General features: G+C 69.2%; 18 protein-coding genes and 1 pseudogene. 12 read left to right on the plus strand and 7 right to left on the minus strand.

Going from position 1 to position 19,377, the window contains the following annotated elements:
• Positions 1-543 (minus strand): alpha/beta fold hydrolase (locus RIF93_RS09325; protein ID WP_375163868.1); only part of this gene is annotated, 543 nt, incomplete at its 3' end.
• Positions 544-624: 81 nt separating this feature from the next.
• Here RIF93_RS09325 and RIF93_RS09330 point away from each other — a divergent pair.
• A complete protein-coding gene (locus RIF93_RS09330; protein ID WP_309090637.1) occupies positions 625-1,842 on the plus strand; it encodes a multidrug effflux MFS transporter in 1,218 nt (405 codons plus the stop codon).
• Here the strand turns inward: RIF93_RS09330 and RIF93_RS09335 are convergent.
• The 3 genes from RIF93_RS09335 to RIF93_RS09345 are packed head-to-tail and all read right to left on the minus strand — an operon-like array spanning position 1,832 to position 4,874.
• Positions 1,832-2,176, minus strand: coding sequence for a DUF423 domain-containing protein (locus RIF93_RS09335; protein ID WP_309090639.1), 345 nt, complete (start codon positions 2,174-2,176; stop codon positions 1,832-1,834). The two genes, RIF93_RS09330 and RIF93_RS09335, sit on opposite strands and share 11 nt — an antisense overlap.
• Positions 2,176-3,597: an amidase gene (locus tag RIF93_RS09340; protein WP_309090641.1), complete on the minus strand. Its 1,422-nt coding sequence runs from the start codon at positions 3,595-3,597 to the stop codon at positions 2,176-2,178. The genes RIF93_RS09335 and RIF93_RS09340 overlap by 1 nt, the downstream gene beginning before the upstream one ends.
• A complete protein-coding gene (locus RIF93_RS09345; protein ID WP_309090643.1) occupies positions 3,597-4,874 on the minus strand; it encodes an aminotransferase class III-fold pyridoxal phosphate-dependent enzyme in 1,278 nt (425 codons plus the stop codon). Before RIF93_RS09345 ends, RIF93_RS09340 begins: the two co-directional genes overlap by 1 nt.
• Positions 4,875-4,955: 81 nt before the next feature.
• Between RIF93_RS09345 and RIF93_RS09350 the strand changes: the two genes are divergently transcribed.
• From RIF93_RS09350 to RIF93_RS09365, 4 genes are all read left to right on the plus strand, one after another.
• Positions 4,956-6,119, plus strand: coding sequence for an MFS transporter (locus tag RIF93_RS09350; RefSeq protein ID WP_309090645.1), 1,164 nt, complete (start codon positions 4,956-4,958; stop codon positions 6,117-6,119).
• A gap of 49 nt (positions 6,120-6,168) precedes the next feature.
• Entirely contained in the window at positions 6,169-6,729 is a 561-nt protein-coding gene (locus RIF93_RS09355; RefSeq protein ID WP_309090647.1) for an SMI1/KNR4 family protein, read from the plus strand.
• Positions 6,730-6,751: 22 nt separating this feature from the next.
• Positions 6,752-7,510: an N-acyl homoserine lactonase family protein gene (locus tag RIF93_RS09360; RefSeq protein WP_309090649.1), complete on the plus strand. Its 759-nt coding sequence runs from the start codon at positions 6,752-6,754 to the stop codon at positions 7,508-7,510.
• A gap of 80 nt (positions 7,511-7,590) precedes the next feature.
• Positions 7,591-8,610: an NAD(P)-dependent alcohol dehydrogenase gene (locus tag RIF93_RS09365; protein WP_309090651.1), complete on the plus strand. Its 1,020-nt coding sequence runs from the start codon at positions 7,591-7,593 to the stop codon at positions 8,608-8,610.
• 1 nt (position 8,611) lies between these two features.
• On the opposite strand, the gene RIF93_RS09370 is transcribed toward RIF93_RS09365, so the two are convergent.
• From RIF93_RS09370 to cysD, 3 genes are all read right to left on the minus strand, one after another.
• Positions 8,612-10,153 (minus strand): MFS transporter, encoded by a 1,542-nt coding sequence (locus RIF93_RS09370; RefSeq protein WP_309090653.1) that lies wholly within the window; start codon positions 10,151-10,153, stop codon positions 8,612-8,614.
• A gap of 61 nt (positions 10,154-10,214) precedes the next feature.
• Positions 10,215-12,119 (minus strand): sulfate adenylyltransferase subunit CysN, encoded by a 1,905-nt coding sequence (gene cysN / locus RIF93_RS09375; RefSeq protein ID WP_309090655.1) that lies wholly within the window; start codon positions 12,117-12,119, stop codon positions 10,215-10,217.
• Positions 12,119-13,072, minus strand: coding sequence for a sulfate adenylyltransferase subunit CysD (cysD, locus tag RIF93_RS09380; protein WP_375163869.1), 954 nt, complete (start codon positions 13,070-13,072; stop codon positions 12,119-12,121). Before cysD ends, cysN begins: the two co-directional genes overlap by 1 nt.
• A 279-nt stretch (positions 13,073-13,351) precedes the next feature.
• Here cysD and RIF93_RS09385 point away from each other — a divergent pair, with 279 nt between their 5' ends.
• The 7 genes and pseudogenes from RIF93_RS09385 to RIF93_RS09415 form a co-directional block, all read left to right on the plus strand.
• Positions 13,352-14,656 (plus strand): MFS transporter, encoded by a 1,305-nt coding sequence (locus RIF93_RS09385; protein ID WP_309090657.1) that lies wholly within the window; start codon positions 13,352-13,354, stop codon positions 14,654-14,656.
• Positions 14,657-14,759: 103 nt separating this feature from the next.
• Positions 14,760-14,942, plus strand: a complete 183-nt coding sequence (locus RIF93_RS09390; protein WP_309090659.1) for a hypothetical protein — start codon at positions 14,760-14,762, stop codon at positions 14,940-14,942.
• 78 nt (positions 14,943-15,020) lie between these two features.
• The gene (locus RIF93_RS09395; protein WP_309090661.1) at positions 15,021-16,340 is read left to right on the plus strand and encodes a DUF418 domain-containing protein; all 1,320 of its coding nucleotides are present in this window, start codon (positions 15,021-15,023) and stop codon (positions 16,338-16,340) included.
• An 83-nt stretch (positions 16,341-16,423) separates the two neighbouring features.
• On the plus strand, positions 16,424-17,929 hold the full coding sequence (locus tag RIF93_RS09400) for an AlkA N-terminal domain-containing protein (RefSeq protein WP_309090663.1): 1,506 nt from the start codon (positions 16,424-16,426) through the stop codon (positions 17,927-17,929).
• The gene (locus RIF93_RS09405) at positions 17,910-18,443 is read left to right on the plus strand and encodes a methylated-DNA--[protein]-cysteine S-methyltransferase (RefSeq protein ID WP_309090665.1); all 534 of its coding nucleotides are present in this window, start codon (positions 17,910-17,912) and stop codon (positions 18,441-18,443) included. The genes RIF93_RS09400 and RIF93_RS09405 overlap by 20 nt, the downstream gene beginning before the upstream one ends.
• 112 nt (positions 18,444-18,555) lie before the next feature.
• Entirely contained in the window at positions 18,556-18,774 is a 219-nt protein-coding gene (locus RIF93_RS09410) for a hypothetical protein (protein ID WP_309090667.1), read from the plus strand.
• 127 nt (positions 18,775-18,901) lie between these two features.
• Positions 18,902-19,377, plus strand: a pseudogene (locus RIF93_RS09415) (hypothetical protein); the annotation flags it as partial.

Below are 19,377 nucleotides of genomic sequence, written 5' to 3' on the forward strand. Positions count from 1 at the left end.
GGACATGTACATCGTCTGGTTCCAGACCCCGGAGGAGCCCGAGGCGGTGCTGGGCGAGGACGTCTCGAAGACGATGCACATGTCCGGCCCGAAGCGATGGCGGAAGATGGCGATCGGATCGACAGGCGCCCGCGGCAGGAAAGGCGTGTTCAGGCCGATGACGCCGCCCACGCGGTCGGGATGCAGCAGCGGCATCTGCCAGACGACGATGCCGCCCCAGTCGTGGCCGCAGAAGATCGCCTTCTCGACGCCCAGGTGGTCCAACAGCCCCACCAGGTCGGCCGTCAGTCGCTCCATGTCGTAGGCGGCGACCTCGCCGGGCTTGGAGGACAGGCCATAGCCCCGCTGGTCGGGGGCGATCACCCAGCGGCCCGCCTCGGCCAGCGCCTGAATCTGATGGCGCCACGAGAAGGCCAGCTCGGGGAAACCGTGGCACAGGACGACGGGAACTCCCGTCCGCGGACCGGCCTCATAGTAGCCGATCTCGACGTCGCCGATCCGAACGCGGTTCGGCCGCGGCATCATGGTTTCGAGCGCAGACATGGCTTCCCCCTCCGATTTCGCGGCCATCCGGCAGCTTCGCCGCAATCAGGGTTTCCCCGCAGCGAGCGGAGACACTAGGGCATGGCTGTCGTGACGTACGCCAAGGAAACATCGCCAGCCTCCGAAACGCCGTGGGGCCTCGTGATCTTGCTGGGCGCGCTGACGGCCATGGGGCCGCTGGCGATCGACATGTACCTGCCGAGCCTGCCGGCGATCGGCGAGGACCTGCGGGCGAGCGCCGGTCAGACCCAGGCCACCGTCGCGGCCTTCCTGGCCGGCATGGCCGTCGGCCAGTTCTTCTACGGCCCGGCCGCGGACCGGTTCGGGCGCCGGCCGCCGATCCTGATCGGCATCGTCATCTTCATCCTGGCCTCGGCCGGCTGTGCGCTGGCGACCACGCCCGAGCAGCTCCTGCTGGCCCGCTTCATCCAGGCGCTGGGCGCCTGCGCCGGCGGGGTGGTCTCGCGGGCCATCGTGCGCGACCACTTCGACCACCGCGAGACCGCGCGGGTGCTCAGCCTGCTCATGCTGGTCATGGGGCTTGCGCCCATCCTGGCGCCGCTGCTCGGCGGGGCGCTGCTCGCCTTCGGCGGCTGGCGGGTGAACTTCTGGTTCATGGCGGCCTTCGGCGGGTTGCTGGGCGCGGCTGCCTTCCTGCGGCTCAGGGAGTCCCGCAGCGCCGAGACGACCCTGCAGGCCCAGTCGGAGTCGCCGTTCCAGGCCTATTTCGCCCTCGTCAAGCAGCCGCGGCTGATCGGCTATGGCCTGGCCGGCGCGCTGAACGGCGCGACGCTCTTCACCTACATCGCCAGCTCGCCCGAGCTGCTGATCGGCGCCTACGGGATCTCGCCCCAGCTGTTCGGCTGGATCTTCGGCCTGAACGCGGTGGGCATCATCGGGGCGAACCAGGTGAACCGCTGGCTCTTGCGGACACGCACGCCGGACCAGGTGCTGGCCCGGGTAAGCTTGATCTCGTTCGGCTTCGCCGTGCTGCTCGTGCTGGCGGCGGTGACCGGAATCGGGGAGCGTTGGACGGTCTTGCCGCTGCTGTTCCTGGTGCTGGCCAGCTACGGGCTGATGCAGGGGAACACGACCGCCGGCGCGCTCAGCGTCGATCCCAAGCGCTCGGGCTCGACCTCGGCGCTGTTGGGCGGGCTGAGCTTCGGGACGGGCGCGCTCGCCTCCAGCCTGGCCGGCGTGTTCCACGACGGGACGCCCCGGCCCATGGCGTTGGTGATGATGCTCGCTCTGGGCGGCTCGGCCTTTGCGCTCCGTCGCCTGGCGCTGCCTAAGACCTAGGGGCTCGCGCGGCGGCCCAGGCGAGCGCCGCCCAGCCGGCCATGAAGCTCAAGCCCCCGAGCGGCGTGACCGCCCCCAGCCACAGCGGCCCGCCGAGGCCCATGGCGAACAGCGAGCCCGAGAAGACCACGACCCCCGCCAGGAACAGCCAGGGCGCGGGCCGCGAGCCCAGCCGCTCGGTCGCGAACACCGCCAGCACGTGGACGAAGCCGTAGAGCGCGCCTGTCCGCAGCCACTCCTGGGCCTTGGGGTCATCGATCCCGTGGGCGGCGAAGGCGCCGAAGCCCACGCAGGCCAGGCCTGCGAGGGCCGCGGCGACGAAGGCCGTGCGCATCAGCTCCACACCTGGGGCCGGCGGTCCTTCCAGGGCGCTTCCTTCTCGAGCTGGGCGGCCAGGCGGAACAGCGTCGCCTCGTCGGCGAAGCGGCCGCTGAACATCATTCCGATCGGCAGCCCGTCGGCAGATTGCCATAGCGGCACGGACATCGAGGGTTGGCCGGTGAAGTTGAACGGCGGCGTATAGGGATAGGTCGCGGCCTGGCGGCGGTCGAACTCCCGCAGGTCGTCCATCAACGGGTCCAGCCAGTCGGCGCGCGGCGCGGGCGTCGCCATCACGGGCGAGAGGTAGATGTCGAAGTCGTCGAAGGCCGCCAGGATCTGGCGGTTCATCAGCCGTAGCTGCTGGAAGCCCCAGAAGGCCTGCTGGCCCGTCAGCCGCTTGCCGGCCTCGTAACCGCGGCGGGCGAGGGGGCCCAGCTCGTGATCCTCGGGCTCGCGGCCCAGCGCCTCGAGCCAGCGCTGGACGTTCGCCGAGAAGTTCGACGCGCTGGCGAGGCTCTGGGCGCGGTAGAGCGTGCGGTAATCGACGCCGAGGCCCCGCTCGAACACCTCGTGGCCCAGCTCCTTCAGCAGCTCGACGGTGCGCAGCAGCGCGGCCTGCATCTCGTCCGGGATCGGCCGGCCGCTGGGCGTCTCGGCCGACCAGGCGATGCGCAGCTTGCCGGGGCTCTTCTCCAGCTCGCCGAGATAAGGGCCGTTTTTGGCCGGGGCTTGGAATGGATCGTTGGCCTGGGCATAGCCGGTGGCGTCCAGCATCGCCGCGCTGTCGCGCACCGTGCGGCTGACCACGTGATGGACGGAGAATCCCAGAGCGCCGTCCGAGACCTCGCAGATGGGGGTCCGGTCGCGGGTGACCTTCAGGCCGAAGAGGCCGCAGCAGGCGGCGGGAATGCGGATCGAGCCCAGGCCGTCGCTGGCGTGGGCCATCGGCACGATCCCCGCCGCAGTGGCCGAGGCCGCGCCGCCGGACGAGCCGCCCGAAATATGGTCCGGGTTCCACGGGTTGCGGCACGAGCCGAGACGTTCGGAGTTGGTCACGCCGGGGATGCCGAACTCGGGCGTGTTGGTCTTGCCCAGCAGCACGACGCCCGCGGCCCGGTAGCGGCGGACCAGCTCGCTGTCCTCGGCGTCGGCGGCGACCTGCGCGAAGCGGCTGCCCGACGTGCGCGGCCAGCCCTTCACCTGGGCGCCCAGGTCCTTGATCAGGAACGGCACGCCGCGGAAGGGACCGTCCGGCAGGTCGCCCGCCGCCCGGCGCTGGGCGGCGTCATAACCCTTGTGGACCACCGCGTTCAGGGTCGGATTGTGCCGCTCGATGCGGGCGATGGCGGCTTCGACCAGCTCGGCCGGCGTGACCTGCTTGCGCGCGACGAGGTCGGCGAGGCCCAGGCCGTCGTATTCGGCGTAGTCGTCCATCAGCGGGCTCCGGCGGTAAGGAAGGAAAGCTTTTCGACCGGCGGCAGGCCGCCGGCCTGGCGCTTCAGCTCGGCGAAGGCGCCTTCGGCGGCGTCCAGGGCCGCCTCGATATCGGCTTCGGTCATGGCCGCGCACAGGAACATGTTGTGCCAGGGGTGCACATAGACGCCCCGCTCCAGCATGGCGCTGGCGAAGCAGAAGCCCTTCCTGAGGTCGGGATCGTCGTCGAACAGGAAGAGCGGCAAGGTGACCGGCCCAGTCTGGCGCAGGCCGAAGCCGGCCGCGCGGGACCGCTCGTCCAGGCCCGCCCGCAGGCGCTCGCCCAGAGCGGTGATGCGCTCCAGATAGTCAGTCTCTCGGATGAGGCGCAGCGTCTCCAACGCGGCGGCCATCGGGGCGGCCTGGTACCAGAAGGAGCCCGTCGCATAGACCGACGCCGCCGCGGTGCGGGCCTTGTCCGAGCCCAGCAGCACCGAAAGCGCATGGCCGTTGGCGACGCACTTGCCCCAGGTGGAGAGGTCGGGCTGCACGCCGAGCCGCGTCCACGAACAGTCGCGGACCAGTCGGAAGCCGGCGCGCACTTCGTCGACGACCAGCAGGGCGCCGCGTTCGTCGCACAGCTGGCGGGCGCGGCGGGCGTAGGCCGGGTCCGGCTCGGCCTGGTCGACGAAGGCGTCGTGGCGGAACGGCGCTGCGAAGATGCAGGCGAGGTCGTCGCCGGCCTGGGCGACCGCGGCCTCGAGGCTGGCCACGTCGTTGTAGTCGTAGAAGATCTGGTGGGCCCGATCCGTGTCGATCACGCCCGCGGGCCTTGGCGTGCACCAGGCCGCTGCGCCGTGATAGGCGCCCTTGGCGCGCACCACGACGCGCCGCTTTGTGTGCGCCCGCGAAACGCTGAGCGCCATCGAGGTGGCGTCCGTGCCGTTCTTACAGAAGATCGCCCAGTCGGCGTGGCTCACCATCCCGGTCAGCGCCTCGGCCAGCTCGACCATCAGCTCGGTCGGCCCGGTCAGGGTGTCGCCGGCGCCCAGCTGCCGGACATAGGCCGCGTCGATCTCCGGGTTCGCATAGCCGAACAGGTTCGGCCCGTAGGCGCACATCAGGTCGAGGTAGCGCCGCCCGTCCACGTCCCAGAGGTGGGCGCCTTCGCCGCGCTGGAAGAACTGCGGGTAGTCGTCAGGCAGGAGCGCGGTGGACTGGTGGCCGTACATCCCGCCCGGGATCACCGCCTCAGCGCGGGCCCGAAGCTCGCGGTCGCGGCTGTTCGTGCGCACCATGGCGCAGCCTCCCTGCTCTTGTTGTTGGCGTGAGCTTACGTCGCCGGGCGGCCCGCGGCGACTCCGTGTATTCCGCGCGCCATGTGGTCGCCGGCGCGCATGGGCCTGTTCTACGCCGCGCTCTTCCTGGGCACCGGGGCGAGCTCGCCCTACATGCCCGTGTGGTTCGCCCATCAGGGGCTCTCGGGCGCGCAGATCGGCCTGATTCTGTCCGCGCCCATGCTGGTGCGGGTGTTCAGCGCGCCTTTGATCGCGCTGTGGGCCGACAGCTTCCGCCACCGGCGGACCGCGCTGATCTTCCTGGGCCTCGGCGTCGCCGGCCTCTATGCGCTGATGGCCCTGCCGCTGGGCTTCGCCGGCTGGGCGGTGGTGTGGTTCGCCGCCTCGAGCGCGTTCTCGACCATCTCGCCGCTCACCGACGTCATCGTCCTGGCGCGCGCCCGGCGCGACGGCTTCAACTACGGTTGGCCGCGCGGCATCGGCTCGGCGGCGTTCATCGTGGCGAACCTCGCGGTGGGGTGGCTGCTGACCCGCGGGTCGCCGGCCATCGTCCTCGTCTGGATCACCGGCGCGGCGGCGTTGGCGGGCCTCGCGGCGCGCCTCCTGCTGCCGCCGGACGCCGTGCACGAAGGCGACCACCGCCCGGGCTTCGCCGACCGCTGGGCTGGCCTCGGCGATCTGCTGCGCGACCCGGCCTTCATGCTGGCGGTGGCCTCCGCGGGCGCAATCCAGTCGGCGCATGCCTTCTACTACGGCTTCTCGACGCTCGCCTGGAAAGCCGAGGGCATTCCGGAAAGCACCACCGGCGTGCTGTGGGCGGTGGGCGTCTCGGTCGAGATCGCCTTCTTCTGGTTCCTGGAGCCGTGGCGAAGGCGCGTGGGCGCGCGGCGGCTGCTGGTGCTGGGCGGCGCGGCCAGCATTGTGCGCTGGACCGCCTACGCCTTCTCGCCGCCGCTCTGGATGCTGTTCCCGCTGCAAGCGCTGCATGCGCTCAGCTATGCGGCGACCTTCCTGGCGGCCCTGCAACTCGCCGAGCAGCTCTCGACGCCGCGCAACGCCTCCGCCGCCCAAACCATCAACTCGGCGCTGTCCTCAGGCGTGCTGATGGGCATGGCCACCCTGGCGTCCGGTCCCCTGTTCGACCACTTCGGCGCCCGGGGCTACCTCCTGATGGCGGCCATGTGCGTGGCCGGGACGATTGGAGCGGTGCGGCTGTATTGGGTGCACAGGCTGGACCCAGCGTGAGGTTCAGTTCTCATATTGTTCTTGACTAGCATGCTGCATATGAGCGCTAATGCGCAGCTCGCAACGTCGGGCCGCAGCCGTGTCTATAGAGAACCTGCTCAAAGTCGTTCCTCCTCCCGCCGAGCCGTTCGAGAGCTACGACGGCCCCTGGGAGCCGGTCGAGACCTTCTTCGGGACCGGGGGCTTACCTGCCGACTACAAGGAGTTCGTGCTGCTTTACGGCAGCGGATACTTCATGGAGTTTCTGGGCGTTAGCGTTCCGCGCGCCTGGAACGAAAATGTTCGGATCGCGACCAACGCGAAGATCATCACCCGCAATTTCCGAGAGCACGAGCCTCTCGACCCGTATCCCTACGGGTTCTGGCCGGATCCCGGCGGACTGCTGCCGTTCGGCACGACGGACAACGGCGACGAGCTCTTCTGGCTGACCGAGGGGGCTCCGGACACGTGGCGCGTTGTCGTCTGGGATCGGGGCATGCAAACGTTCGAGACCTTCGACTGTGGTCTCACCGATTTCCTCGCAGGTCTGGCGACGGGTACGATCCTCCCGAAGGCGTTTCCGGAAGACCTGCTTCCCTGTGAGCTGCTCTTCCAGCCGGACTCGAGATAGGCTGCAAGGTCGGAGGAGCGCCATGACTGTCCAACTCTTCGGCTGCGTCTGCGGCCAGTTCCACAGTCCCGGTGCGGGGCTCGGCATGGGCGACCAACAGGTCAGCGTGCCGATCCCGTTCTATGTGGTCGAGCATCCGGACGGTGTCGCGTTGTTCGACTGCGGCCTGCACGGCGACATCACGAACCCTGACGATCCCTACCGGCAGAGGCTGCGCAGCCAGGGCATGGACTCCCCTGTCAACGCCGAGGAGCTGGCGGCGGCCAGCCTGGAGCGCCTGGATATCGATCCCGCGCGGGTCCGTTACGTCGTGCTTTCGCACCTCCACTTCGACCATGCCGGCGGGCTGCACCAGCTGCCGAACGCCACGGTGGTGGCGCAGAAGAAGGAATGGGACGCCGGCTTCGACGACGACATGGCCGCGCGCTACTTCCTGGTCCGCCGGTTCTTCGACCTTGGGCATCCGGTGAAGCTGGTCGACGGCGAGCATGACCTGTTCGGCGACGGGTCGGTCACCCTGCACCCCAGCTTCGGCCACACGCCGGGCCACCAGTCCATGCGCGTGCGCAGCGAAGACGGCGACTACATCCTGGTGGGCGACGCCTGCTATCATGGTGGAGTCGTCGAGACGCGCGACTTCCCCGCCTACAGCGACCATGCCGCCATGAACCGTTCGCTGGACTCGCTGCTGGCCCTGCGCGGACCAGACACGGTCATGGTCTTCGGCCACGATCCCGCCCAGTGGGGCGAACGTCCGGTGCTGCGCGCCACGCGCGCCTGAGCGAACCCCGCTGACGTGGCGACACCGTTGCGGAGCGGCCCCAGCGCTCCATGATGCCTCCCAAGCGGAGGAAGACGAGCATGCGTGCGCTGCAGGTCACGGCCCCTTGGGGACCGGACGCGATCCAGGTGGTGGAGGCGCCCGAGCCTACGCCCGGTCAGGGCCAGGTCCTGGTGCGGATGAAGGCCTGTTCGCTCAATTACCGCGACTTCCTGATGATCCACGGGATGTACGGCCGCGCCGCGGCGACCGCCAACGACGTCATCACCCCGTTCTCGGACGGCTGCGGCTATGTCGAGGCGGTGGGGCCGGGCGTCACCCGCTTCAAACCGGGCGACCGCGTCTCGACCCTGTTCTTCCAGAACTGGATCTCGGGGCCGCCGAACTTGGAGAAGCTGACCAGCGCCCTGGGCTTTCCGATTCCCGGCGCCGGCGCCGAGCTGCAGGTGTTCAGCCAGGAGGGGCTCTCGAGAGCGCCGGAGTTCCTGACGGACCACGAGGTGGCGACCTTGCCGTGCGCGGCCCTAACGGCTTGGCGCGGCCTGTTCCACGACGCGCGCCTGGAGCCCGGCGACACGGTGGTCCTGCAAGGCACCGGCGGCGTCTCGATCTTCGGGCTGCAGTTCGCCAAGGCGGCCGGCTACCGCACCCTGATCACCTCGTCGTCCGACGCCAAGCTGGAGCGGGCCAAGGCGCTCGGGGCCGATCACCTGGTGAACTACAAGGCCACGCCGGCGTGGTCGAAGGCCGTGCGCGAGGCGACCGGCGGCCGCGGCGCTGACTTCATCATGGAGGTCGGCGGCGGCGGCACGATCCAGGAGAGCATGAAGGCGATCAAGATCGGCGGCCATATCGCCGTCATCGGCATCGTCGCCGGCGCGGGCGAGCCCTTCAATCCCGCCGCCCTCATCGGCAATTCGGCCAAGCTGCAGGGGCTGTCGGTGGGATCGCGCGAGATGTTCGAGGCCATGTGCCGCGGCATCGAGCTCCACGGCATCCGCCCGATCGTCGACAAGGTCTATCCCTGGACCGAGGCCAAGGCCGCCATCGCCGCCATGGGCGCGGGCGAGCACTTCGGCAAGATCGTCCTGGAGTTCTGACCTACTCGGCCGGCTCAAGCTCCCGTTCCCGCTTGCGGGCGCGCGCGCGCTCGACCCGCTTCTGCACGCGTCGCCGGCTGTGCAGATCCAACAGGCTGGCGGCGGGGAACGGCGTCCGAAGGCCTCGGACGGGCGACAGGTTGCGAACGCCGCGAAGCGTCTCCTCGGCCATTTCGGCGATGAATTCCCGTCGGCGGACGGTGCCTTCCTCCTGGAGGAACGACAGCCGATGCATCGCATAGAGGCCGATGGCGGCCGAGATCAGGAAGAAGAAGTCCCAGTGGGTGATCTGGAGGCTGAGGAACTCCGACACGCCTGAGGGATCGCGCCAGAGCACCTGGAAGCTGAGTTCCCGGGCGGCGTAGAAGTCGGCCGACAGGCCGCCCAGGATCGGGGCCACGCCGGCGGCCGCCGAGGCGATCAGCGAATTCGCCGCAATGTACGCGGTGGCGGCGTGCCGGGGCGCAAGCTTCAGGGCGGCCGCGCCGGTCGCCAGGTTCACGCCAGCCGACGCCATGCCCATGAAGGCATGCAGCACCGACAGGTAGACGATGAGGTGCAGCCGGCTCTCGAACTCCGAGGCGAACACCATGGCGGCGATCGCCAGCAGGAAGGCCGGCGCGGCGACGTTCAGCACCGACTTGTTCGAAAAACGGTCCGACAGCCGACCCCAGATCTGCAGGAACAGCAGGTTGGCCACCTGGCTCACCACCGTGAACGTCATCACCCAGCCCATGCCCAGGTGCAGCTGCTGGACGAAGTAGACCGTGAAGAAGGGCGTCGCCGAGTTCACTGCGAACTGCCAGCTCGCCATGAAGCGGATGAGCGTGCGGAAGTTGCGGTCCTTGAGCGGCGCCGAGAGCAGCTTGACCAGCGTCTGCTTTGGTTGCGGCGGCGGCATGAGGGGCTCCGGCACGAGCGCAAGCCTCCAGGTGCTGATCGCAGCGGCCAGGAAGCCGATCATGTAGAGGGCCGTGAAGACGAGGCCGTCTCCGCCCTCGCGCGCGGTCTGCTGGTTCTGCAGCGCGAAGCCCGCCCCCAGGCTGCAGACGATGCCGATCGCGGTGGCGTAGATCGTTCGCCGCGCGAAGAAGCGGCCCAGCCGATCCTCCGGCACCAGGTCCCGGATCCATGAATTCCACGAGCAGGCGCAGATCGCGTTGAACGCCGTGTGGATGATCTCCAGCACGATGAGCAGCGCGAGCGCGATCCTGCGGTCGGGGATCAGCGGCAGGAGCGCAAAGACTGGGAGGGTGATCCGGGCGACCGCGAGTGCAAGAATGCTGATCCGCCGCCGGGCGCGGAAGCGCTCGACCAGGGCCACCGCCGGCGCCTGCAGGAGCTGGGTCCAGAGCGGGATCGCCGCCAGGAGCCCGATGGCCGTGTTCGACGCTCCCAGCCACAGGGCGAACGCGACCAGCACCACGCCGGAGTTCAGCGCTCCGACCATGGTCGCGAAGGTCGCGTCCATCATCAGGTTGCGCAGCCCACGGTCGAGCGAGTGCTCGTCCACGTGGGCCCGTGGCGCCAGGAAGTTGTTCAAGGGGATGTCCTTGGCTGGACTCCCCTTCCGAACCTAGAGCCCCGGCGGTTGTTCCCGCCCGTCAGATCACCGGATCGAAGCCGCCTTCCAGCCAGCGGAAGATCGCCTCTGCGGCCTCCTCAGGCGTGGTCTGGGTGGTGTCGATGCGGATTTCGGCGTTCTCGGGCGGTTCGTAGGGGCTGTCGATGCCGGTGAAGTTCTTCAGCTCGCCGGCGCGCGCCTTCTTGTAGAGCCCCTTCACATCCCGCTTCTCGGCCTCGGCCAGCGGCGTGTCGACGAACACCTCGACGAACTCGCGCTCGCCCATCAGCTCGCGGGCCATCCGCCGCTCGGCCCGGAAGGGCGAGATGAAGCTGACCAGCACGATCAGCCCGGCGTCGACCATCAGCTTGGAGACCTCGGCCACCCGGCGGATGTTCTCAACCCGGTCCTCCTCGGTGAAGCCCAGGTCCTTGTTCAGCCCGTGGCGGACGTTGTCGCCATCGAGGAGGTAGGTGTGCCGGCCCTCGGCGTGCAGCCGCTTTTCCACCAGGTTGGCGATGGTCGACTTGCCGGCGCCCGAAAGGCCGGTGAACCAGACGACGCGCGCCTTCTGGCCCTTGGCGGCCGAGCGCGAGGTCTTGTCGACGTCCAGCGCCTGCCAGTGGATGTTCTGGCTGCGACGAAGGGCGAAGTGCAGCAGGCCGGCGCCGACCGTGCGGTTCGACAACCGGTCGATCAGGATGAAGCCGCCCAGGTCCTTGTTCTCGGCGTACGGGTCGAAGGCGATCGGCGCCGAGAGCGCCAGGTTGCACACGCCGATCTCGTTCAGCTCGAGCCGGGTAGCGGCCAGCTTCTCCAGCGTGTTGACGTTCACCTTGTGCTTGGGCTCGGTGATCTGGGCCGTCACCGTCCGCGCGCCCAGCTTCAGCAGATAGGGGCGTCCAGGCAGCAGCGGCTCGTCGTCGAACCAGACGATGGTGCTCTCGAACTGGTCGGCCACCTCCGGCGGCGCGGCCGCGGCGGCCAGCACATCGCCGCGGCTGATGTCGATCTCGTCCTTCAGCGTGATGGTGACCGACTGGCCGGCGACGGCCTGGTCCAGGTCGCCGCGCATCGTGACGATCCGCTCGACCGTGCTCTCGCGTCCGGACGGCAGGGCCTTTACCTTGTCGCCAGGCTTCACGACGCCCGAGGCGATCTGTCCGGCGAAACCGCGGAAATCGAGGTTCGGACGGTTCACCCACTGGACCGGCATGCGGAACGGCTTGTCCTGCAGGTCGTCCTCGACGGGGGCCTCTTCCAGCCAGCGCATCAGCGGCGGGCCCGAGTACCAGGGCGTATGGGCCGAGGGCTCGGTGATGTTGTCGCCCTTGAGCGCCGACATCGGGATGGCGGTGAAGTCGCGGATGCCGATCTGGGCGGCGAAGTCGTGATAGTCGGCGACGATCTGTTCGAAGACGTCCTTGGACCAGCCGACCAGGTCCATCTTGTTGATCGCCAGCACGACGTGGCGGATGCCCAGCAGGCTGACGAGGAAGCTGTGCCGGCGGGTCTGGGTCAGCACGCCCTTGCGCGCGTCGATCAGGATGATGGCCGCATCCGCCGTCGAGGCGCCGGTGACCATGTTGCGCGTGTACTGCTCGTGGCCGGGCGTGTCGGCGACGATGAACTTGCGCTTTTCCGTCGAGAAGAAGCGGTAGGCCACGTCGATGGTGATGCCCTGCTCGCGCTCGGCGGCCAGGCCGTCGACGAGGAGGGCGAAGTCGATCTCGCCGCCCTGGGTGCCGACCTTCTTGGAATCCGCTTCGAGGGCCGCCAGCTGGTCCTCGAAGATCATCTTGGAGTCGTAGAGCAGGCGGCCGATCAGGGTCGACTTGCCGTCGTCCACCGAGCCGCAGGTGATGAAGCGCAGCAGGCTCTTCACCTCGTGCTGCTTCAGATAGGCCTGGATGTCCTCGGCGATGAGCGCGGATTGGTGGGCCATCAGAAGTAGCCCTCCTGCTTCTTCTTCTCCATCGAAGCGGCCTGATCGTGGTCGATGACGCGGCCCTGGCGCTCGCTGGTCGTGGTGAGCAGCATCTCCTGGATGATCTCGGGCAGGGTGGCTGCGGTGCTCTCCACGGCGCCGGTCAGCGGGTAGCAGCCGAGGGTGCGGAAGCGCACCGACTTCATCTGCGGCGTCTCGCCGGGCTTCAGCGGGAAGCGGTCGTCGTCGACCATGATGAGCGTGCCGTCACGCTCCACCACCGGCCTCGGCTCCGCGAAGTACAGCGGCACGATCGGGATGTTCTCGAGGAAGATGTATTGCCAGATGTCGAGCTCGGTCCAGTTCGAGATCGGGAAGACACGCACGCTCTCGCCGGGGTTCTTGCGGGCGTTGTAGAGCTTCCAGAGCTCGGGCCGCTGGTTCTTGGGATCCCAGCGGTGCTGGGCCGAGCGGAACGAGAAGATCCGTTCCTTTGCGCGGCTCTTCTCCTCGTCGCGGCGGGCGCCGCCGAAGGCCGCGTCAAAGCCGTACTTGTCCAGCGCCTGCTTCAGCCCCTCGGTCTTCCAGACGTCGGTGTGCACCGCGCTGCCGTGGGTGAACGGATTGATGTTCTGGGCCAGCGCGTCGGGGTTCTGGTGGACCAGGAGCTCGAAGCCCAGCTCGCGGGCCATCCGCTCGCGCATCTCGTACATCGCCCGGAACTTCCAGGTCGTGTCCACGTGCAGCAGCGGGAAGGGCGGCTTCGAGGGATAGAAGGCCTTGGCCGCCAGGTGCAGCATCACGGCCGAGTCCTTGCCGATCGAATACAGCATCACCGGCCGTTCGCACTCGGCGACGACCTCGCGCATGATGTGGATGCTCTCGGCCTCGAGCCGCTGCAGGTGGGTGAGCGTCTGACGGGACAAGGCGCTTTCGGCGTCTGTTGATCGGGCGAGGACGCGGGCGTCCATGTGCGGACCTTACAGCAAAGATTGAAGATTTCCCGTGCGCATGTGCGCCCGGGCCGGCCCTGTCGGTGAGTTAGAGGAGGGGCCCGTCCCGAGCAAGGCGAGCCGCCCCCAGGAATTCTCAGGTCCCGGCCAGCGAAAGTGGACGGCGCGGCGATCCGCTTCAGGCCTGAAACGCAATCGGGCTGGCGAGCCCCCGCGACGCATGCCACTAATCCGCGAGGAAACGCATACCCGTTCTTCGAGCCGGAAAGCCGGCCTGCGGGTGACAGGGGGAAGTCGATGAGCGTCGATGCCGTTCAGGGCCCGAAGGTTCGGGGCAGCTATCGCTATCTGGTCGTCTGGCTGTTGGCGATTGTCTACACGCTCAACTTCCTCGACCGGCAGATCGTCTCGATCCTGGCCGAGCCGATCCGCAAGGACCTGAACCTCACCGACACCCAGTTGGGGATGCTGGGCGGGATCGTGTTCGCGCTGTTCTACACCGGCTTCGGCATTCCGGTGGGCTGGCTGGCCGATCGCGCGAGGCGGGTCTGGATCATCTCGGGCGCCTGCGCCTTGTGGAGCCTGTTCACCGCCCTGTGCGGCACCGCGACGAACTTCATCCAGCTGGCGCTGTTCCGCATGGGCGTCGGCATCGGCGAGGCCGGCGGCTCTCCGCCATCGTATTCGTTGATTTCGGACTACTTCAAACCCGAGGAGCGCGGCACGGCTCTGGCGATCTACTCCCTCGGGGTGCCGGCCGGCTCGATGTTCGGGGCGGCGTTCGGCGGCTGGATCGCGGCAGAGCATGGCTGGCGCACCGCCTTCTTCGTCATGGGCCTGCCCGGGATCGTCCTGGCGCTGGCGGTGCTGTTCATCATTCGCGAGCCGAAGCGCGGCGGCCTCGACGCCTTCGCCGAAGGCAAGGACAGCCACGACGTGGCGCCGTCCATCCCTGCAGCGATCGCAGGCTTTTTCTCGAACCGCACGCTGGTCCTCACGGCCCTGGCCGCTGGCCTGTCCGCCTTCGTGGGCTACGCCGCCCTGACCTGGAACCCGCCGTTCCTGATGCGGGTGAAGGGCATGTCGCTGACCGAGGTCGCCGCCTACTACAGCCTCGTCCTCGGGATCACGGGGATGATCGGCACGTTCGGCGCCGGCTGGCTGGTGGACCGTCTAGGCGCGAAGGACCGCCGCTGGTTCGCGTGGGTCCCGGCGATCGCCTTCGTGCTCACGATCCCGTTCTGGGTCGGGCTGCTGTACGCGCCGACCTGGCAGATCGCCCTGATCTGCATCGCCGTGCCGGCGCTGCTGAACAACTGCTACCTCGCGCCGGCTCTGGCGGTCGTGCAGAACGCCGTGGCGCCGAACCGTCGGACGATCTCGGGCGCCATCCTGCTGTTCGTCCTGAACCTGATCGGCCTCGGCGCCGGGCCGGTGTACGTCGGCAAGATCTCGGACATGGCGAAGCCCGAGTACGGTGACCGCTCGCTGATCATCGGCTTCGCCTGGCTGATCCCGGTGATCGTGATCACGATTGGCGCGCACCTGCTGTCGGCCTGGTCCATCGCCCGCGACAAGCGCCTGGCCGCCGCGATCGGCTAGGTCGCGGAACCTGTGGACGGCTCAAGGCGCCGCATCCCGCGACGCGCTTGGGCCGGCTATAGGTCGGGTCCGAGGGGCCAACTTCTGATTCCGGGTGTGTTGCGTGCGTGAGAATACCGACCCGTTGTGGATCCGCGGCTATGCGCTGACCCCGCGGCGTCTGAGCGACGGCGGCTGGGTCTGGCTGAAACCCTACGAGTGGCGCTGGCAGCGGCCGCGTGGCGAAGGCCCAGCCGCGGTCAATCCGCCCAAGCTCGTGACCCGCAAGGCGACCGCGTCTCAGTAGAAGCCGTTTGTGCGCGAACGCCGTTGTGCGGACCTCGCGCCTGAGCCAAGCTCCCCCTACGTAAACCGGGGATCGACCATGGTGGTCGCGGCGGCGCCGGTGGCCCAAGGCGAACGGATCCGGACGCTGGACGTCCTGCGCGGCGTCGCCGTCTGCGGCATCCTGCTGATGAACATCCCCGCCATGGGGCTGCTGTGGAGCCTGCCGCGGCCGATGCTGCCGGCGCAGGCGAACGCCGACTGGATCGCCTACACGATCCAGATGGTGACGCTGGAAGGCTCTATGCGGGGCCTGTTCACCCTGCTGTTCGGAGCCGGCATGCTGGTGATGCTGCGCGGCGCGGCGAACGCGGCCGCCCCGGCGATCCAGGCCTATCTGACCCGCTGCTTCGCCCTGATGCTGCTGGGCTTCGCGAACTTCGCGATCTTCCTGTGGCCCGGCGAGATCCTGTTCAACTACGGCGTCTGCGGCCTGGCGCTGCTACTGTTCTGGCGCGCCGACGTGCGGGTTCTGGTGACCGCCGCCGCGGCGATCCTCATCGCCATGACGGTGCATGTCGGCAACGGCTCGTTCAAGCGCGCCGAGACGATCCGCGACGGTCAAGCCGCCGCAGCGGCGAAGGCCGAGGGCAAGACCCTCTCCGAAGCGCAGAAGAAGGCGCTTGAGGGCCACACGAAGATGATGGCCCGCCTCCATCCCGACGCCAAGGCGATCGCCGACGAGCGGAAGGAGCGCACCACTTTCCCCGCCGTCGCGAAGTGGAGCATCCAGCAATGGGTGAAGTTCAACTTCGGCGAGTCGGCATGGGCGATCCTCGGCGAGTCCCTCGCGATGATGCTGCTTGGGATGGCGCTGTTCCGGCTGAACGTCTTGTCGGGTGAGCGGCCGCTCGGCTTCTACCTGACGCTGGCGGCGGTCGGTTACGGCGTCGGCCTGACGATCCGTGGACTGTTCGCCCTTCTGCAGTGGCGGCACGGCTTCGAACCGAACCCGACCGTCGCCGGGCTCTTCGGCTGGATCTACCAACTCGGCCGCGTGCCGACGACGCTGGGCCTGCTGGGCGTCGTCGTCGCCCTATACAAGCTGGGCGCCCTGCGGCTGCTGGAGAGCGGATTGACGGCGATCGGTCGCCTCGCCCTGACGAACTATGTCGGCCAGTCGGTGATCACCTCGGTGCTGTTCTATGGCCTCGGCTACTGGAATCGCTTCGGCTTCGCCCAGCTGATGGGTCTGACCGTGCTGATCTGGATCGCGCAGGGGATCTTCAGCTTGCTCTGGCTGCGGCGCTGGCAGATGGGGCCGCTCGAGTGGCTGCTCAGATCTGTGACCTACGGCCGCTGGCGGCCGCTGGACCGGACATCCGCCGCCTCCGCCGCCGGGCTCGCCCCGGCCGAATAGCGCCGTCCGAAAACCGCGAACGCGCATCCATCTGTGTCCGAAAACCGCGAGACATGGGCGGTCGCGGGGCCCATCTTCCCGGCATGGACATGGATTTCGAAGCCTGCCGCCGCGCCTTCGTCACCCGCGACCCGCGGTTCGACGGACGCATCTTCGCTGGTGTGAAGACCACCGGCATCTACTGCCGGCCGATCTGTCCGGCGCGCACGCCGAAGCCGCAGAACATGATGTTCTATCCGACGGCCGCGGCGGCCCAGGAGGCCGGCTACCGGCCCTGCCTCCGCTGCCGGCCGGAGGCCTCTCCGGACCTTGGAGCCTGGCGCGGCACCTCCAACACCGTCTCCCGGGCCCTGGCCCTGATCGAGGCGGGCGCCATGGACAGCGGCGACGTCGACGCGCTCGCTGCGCGGCTGGGCGTCGGCGAGCGGCAGCTGCGGCGGCTGTTCCGCCAGCACCTCGGCGCCTCCCCGGTGTCGGTCGCCCAGACCCGCCGCGTGCTGCTGGCCAAGCAGCTGATCCAGGAGACCCGCCTGCCGATGGGCGAGGTGGCCCTGGCCGCGGGCTTCGGCAGCGTGCGGCGCTTCAACGAGACGTTCCAGCAGCTGTTCGGCCGCCCGCCGGGCGAACTGCGCCGCTCGCGCCAGGCTGACATCCCGGCCGCCGAAGGCATCGTCGTGCGGCTGCCCTATCGGCCACCCTATGACTGGGACGCCATTGTCCGTTTCCTGGCAGACCGCGCCATCCCGGGCGTCGAGCGCGTCGAGGCCCGCCGCTACGCGCGCACGCTCGAGGTCGACGGCGCTTGCGGCGTCGTCGTCGTCACGCCCCGCGATGGGGACGATGCGCTCACCGCCGAAATCCGTTTCCCCAAGCTGAAGGCGCTGCCGGCGGTGATCGCACGCATCCGCCGTGTGTTCGATCTGACGGCCGACCCAGGTCTGATCGGCGCGCACCTGAGTCAGGATCCTGTGCTGGCGCCGCTGGTCGCCGCTCGGCCGGGCCTGCGGGCGCCGGGCGCCTGGGACGGCTTCGAACTCGCGGTCCGGGCGATCCTCGGGCAACAGATCACCGTCAGCGCCGCCCGCGCGCTCGCCGGCAAGCTGACCGATGCCTATGGGGAGGCGATCCACGACCCCGCTGCGGCGGAGCTCGGCCTGACCCGCGTCTTCCCGCGGCCCGAGCGGCTGGTCGGCGAGGAAATCGCAGCTCTCGGCATGCCCAGGGCCCGCGGCGCGGCGCTGGAGGCCCTGGCCCGCACCGTCGCCGAGGACCCCAGCATCTTCACGCCCCGCGCCGACCTGGAGAGCGCGATCGCGGCGCTGAAGGCGCTGCCCGGCGTCGGCGAGTGGACCGCTCAGTACATCGCCCTGCGCGAGCTACGCGAGCCAGACGCCTTCCCCGGCGCGGACATCGCCCTCCTGCGGGCCATGGCCGACGAGACCGGCAAGCGGCCGACTGCCGACGAGCTGCTCGCCCGCAGCGAGCGGTGGCGGCCATGGCGCGCCTACGCCGCCCAACACCTCTGGGCCCACGACGCGGCCCAGCCCGACCTCAAGAGGACCAAGACCAATGACCTCCGCGCAGCCTGAAACCCTGATCCTCGACCGCATCTCCACGCCGATCGGCACGGCGCTCGTCGTCACCGACGAGGCCGGCGTGCTCCGGGCCTTCAACTGGACTGACTACGAGGACCTCATGCGGGCCTGGCTCGCCAAGCGCTATCCGAAGGCCGCCCTGGCGGAGGCCGTCAGCCCCGTCCGGCCGGCGTTCGAAGCCTACTTCGCGGGCGACCTCGACGCGCTGACGGCCGTGCCGTGGCAAGGCGCCGGCACGGCGTTCCAGCAGAAGGTCTGGGCCACGCTGTGCTCCATCCCGGCTGGCGAAACCTGGACCTATGCGCGCCTGGCCCAGGCGATTGGCCGGCCTACCGCCGTCCGCGCCGTGGGCCTCGCGAACGGGTCGAACCCCGTCGCCGTGGTGGTGCCTTGCCATCGCGTGATCGGCTCGGACGGCTCGCTGACCGGCTACGGCGGCGGCCTGCCGCGCAAGCGCTGGCTGCTCAGCCACGAGGGCGCGGCGTTCAAGGAGCGGCTGGCCGCTTAGGGCCGCCGCGACGAACATTGCCGAAATTTAAGGTAAGGACCGCCTCCCGGCAGAGCTTCACCTGACGTATAACACCGCTCGGCGGAGTCGCGCTGGAATCGGGAGAGGGCCGATGGCGACATTGACGGAAGTGGTGGCCGCGGTGGTCGTGCATTCGTCCGCTGTCGCCTTCTCGCATTTCGGCGTCACTCTCGATGGTCCCGCGTTCGAGCGCCCGGCGCAGGCTCCTGCCGAGCGCATCGTCGCCCGCTCGCCACGCAAGGCCCAGAAGATCTCCGAGAAGCTGTCGGACTGCCCCGAGCAGCGCCGCGCCTTCGTGCAGAAGGCCTGACCGGCCCCTGAGTCCCCGCGACAATCCGACCCGGCCGCCGCCCTGATTCGCGGCGCCTGTTTGCGTCTGCACGCCGGGCGGGTAATCCTTCTCGGCCAAGGGGTAGCGGGGAAGGGACCGGCCGCGCATGAAGTTCTCGAAGCGGCGACAACCGGTGGATTTCGGCGGCCGGCCGGGCTTGGCGACCGCGCCGCTGTCCGAGGTGGACGCCGGGCCTGAGATCGTTGCCCGCGAGCCCGAGCCGGAAGCCGCCCCGCCGCTGGAGCCGCCGATGGCCGCCCCGGCTGTCGCCGCGCAGGCGCCGCGCACGCCCGCCACCCGGCCTGAGTTCCAGCCCGAGCCGGCCTACGAGCCCGCCGTCCTCGACGAGCTGGAGCCGCCGGCCGGCTGGCCGATCTGGGTCGCCGCCGTCGCCGTGTCGGTGCTGTGGGCGCTCGCGCCAATCGCCTTCGCCGTCGGCTACCGCAACAACGTGGCGCCGCTGCAGGACGACGCCTTCGCGCTCGCCGTCTTCGCCCTGCTGGCCATCGGCCCCGCCGCCTTCGTCTGGGGCGCCGCCTTCATGATCCGCCAGGGCCAGAAGCTCGCCTTCGAGGCTCGCCG

This window comes from Phenylobacterium sp. (assembly GCF_031181185.1).
Taxonomy (GTDB): Bacteria; Pseudomonadota; Alphaproteobacteria; order Caulobacterales; family Caulobacteraceae; genus Phenylobacterium.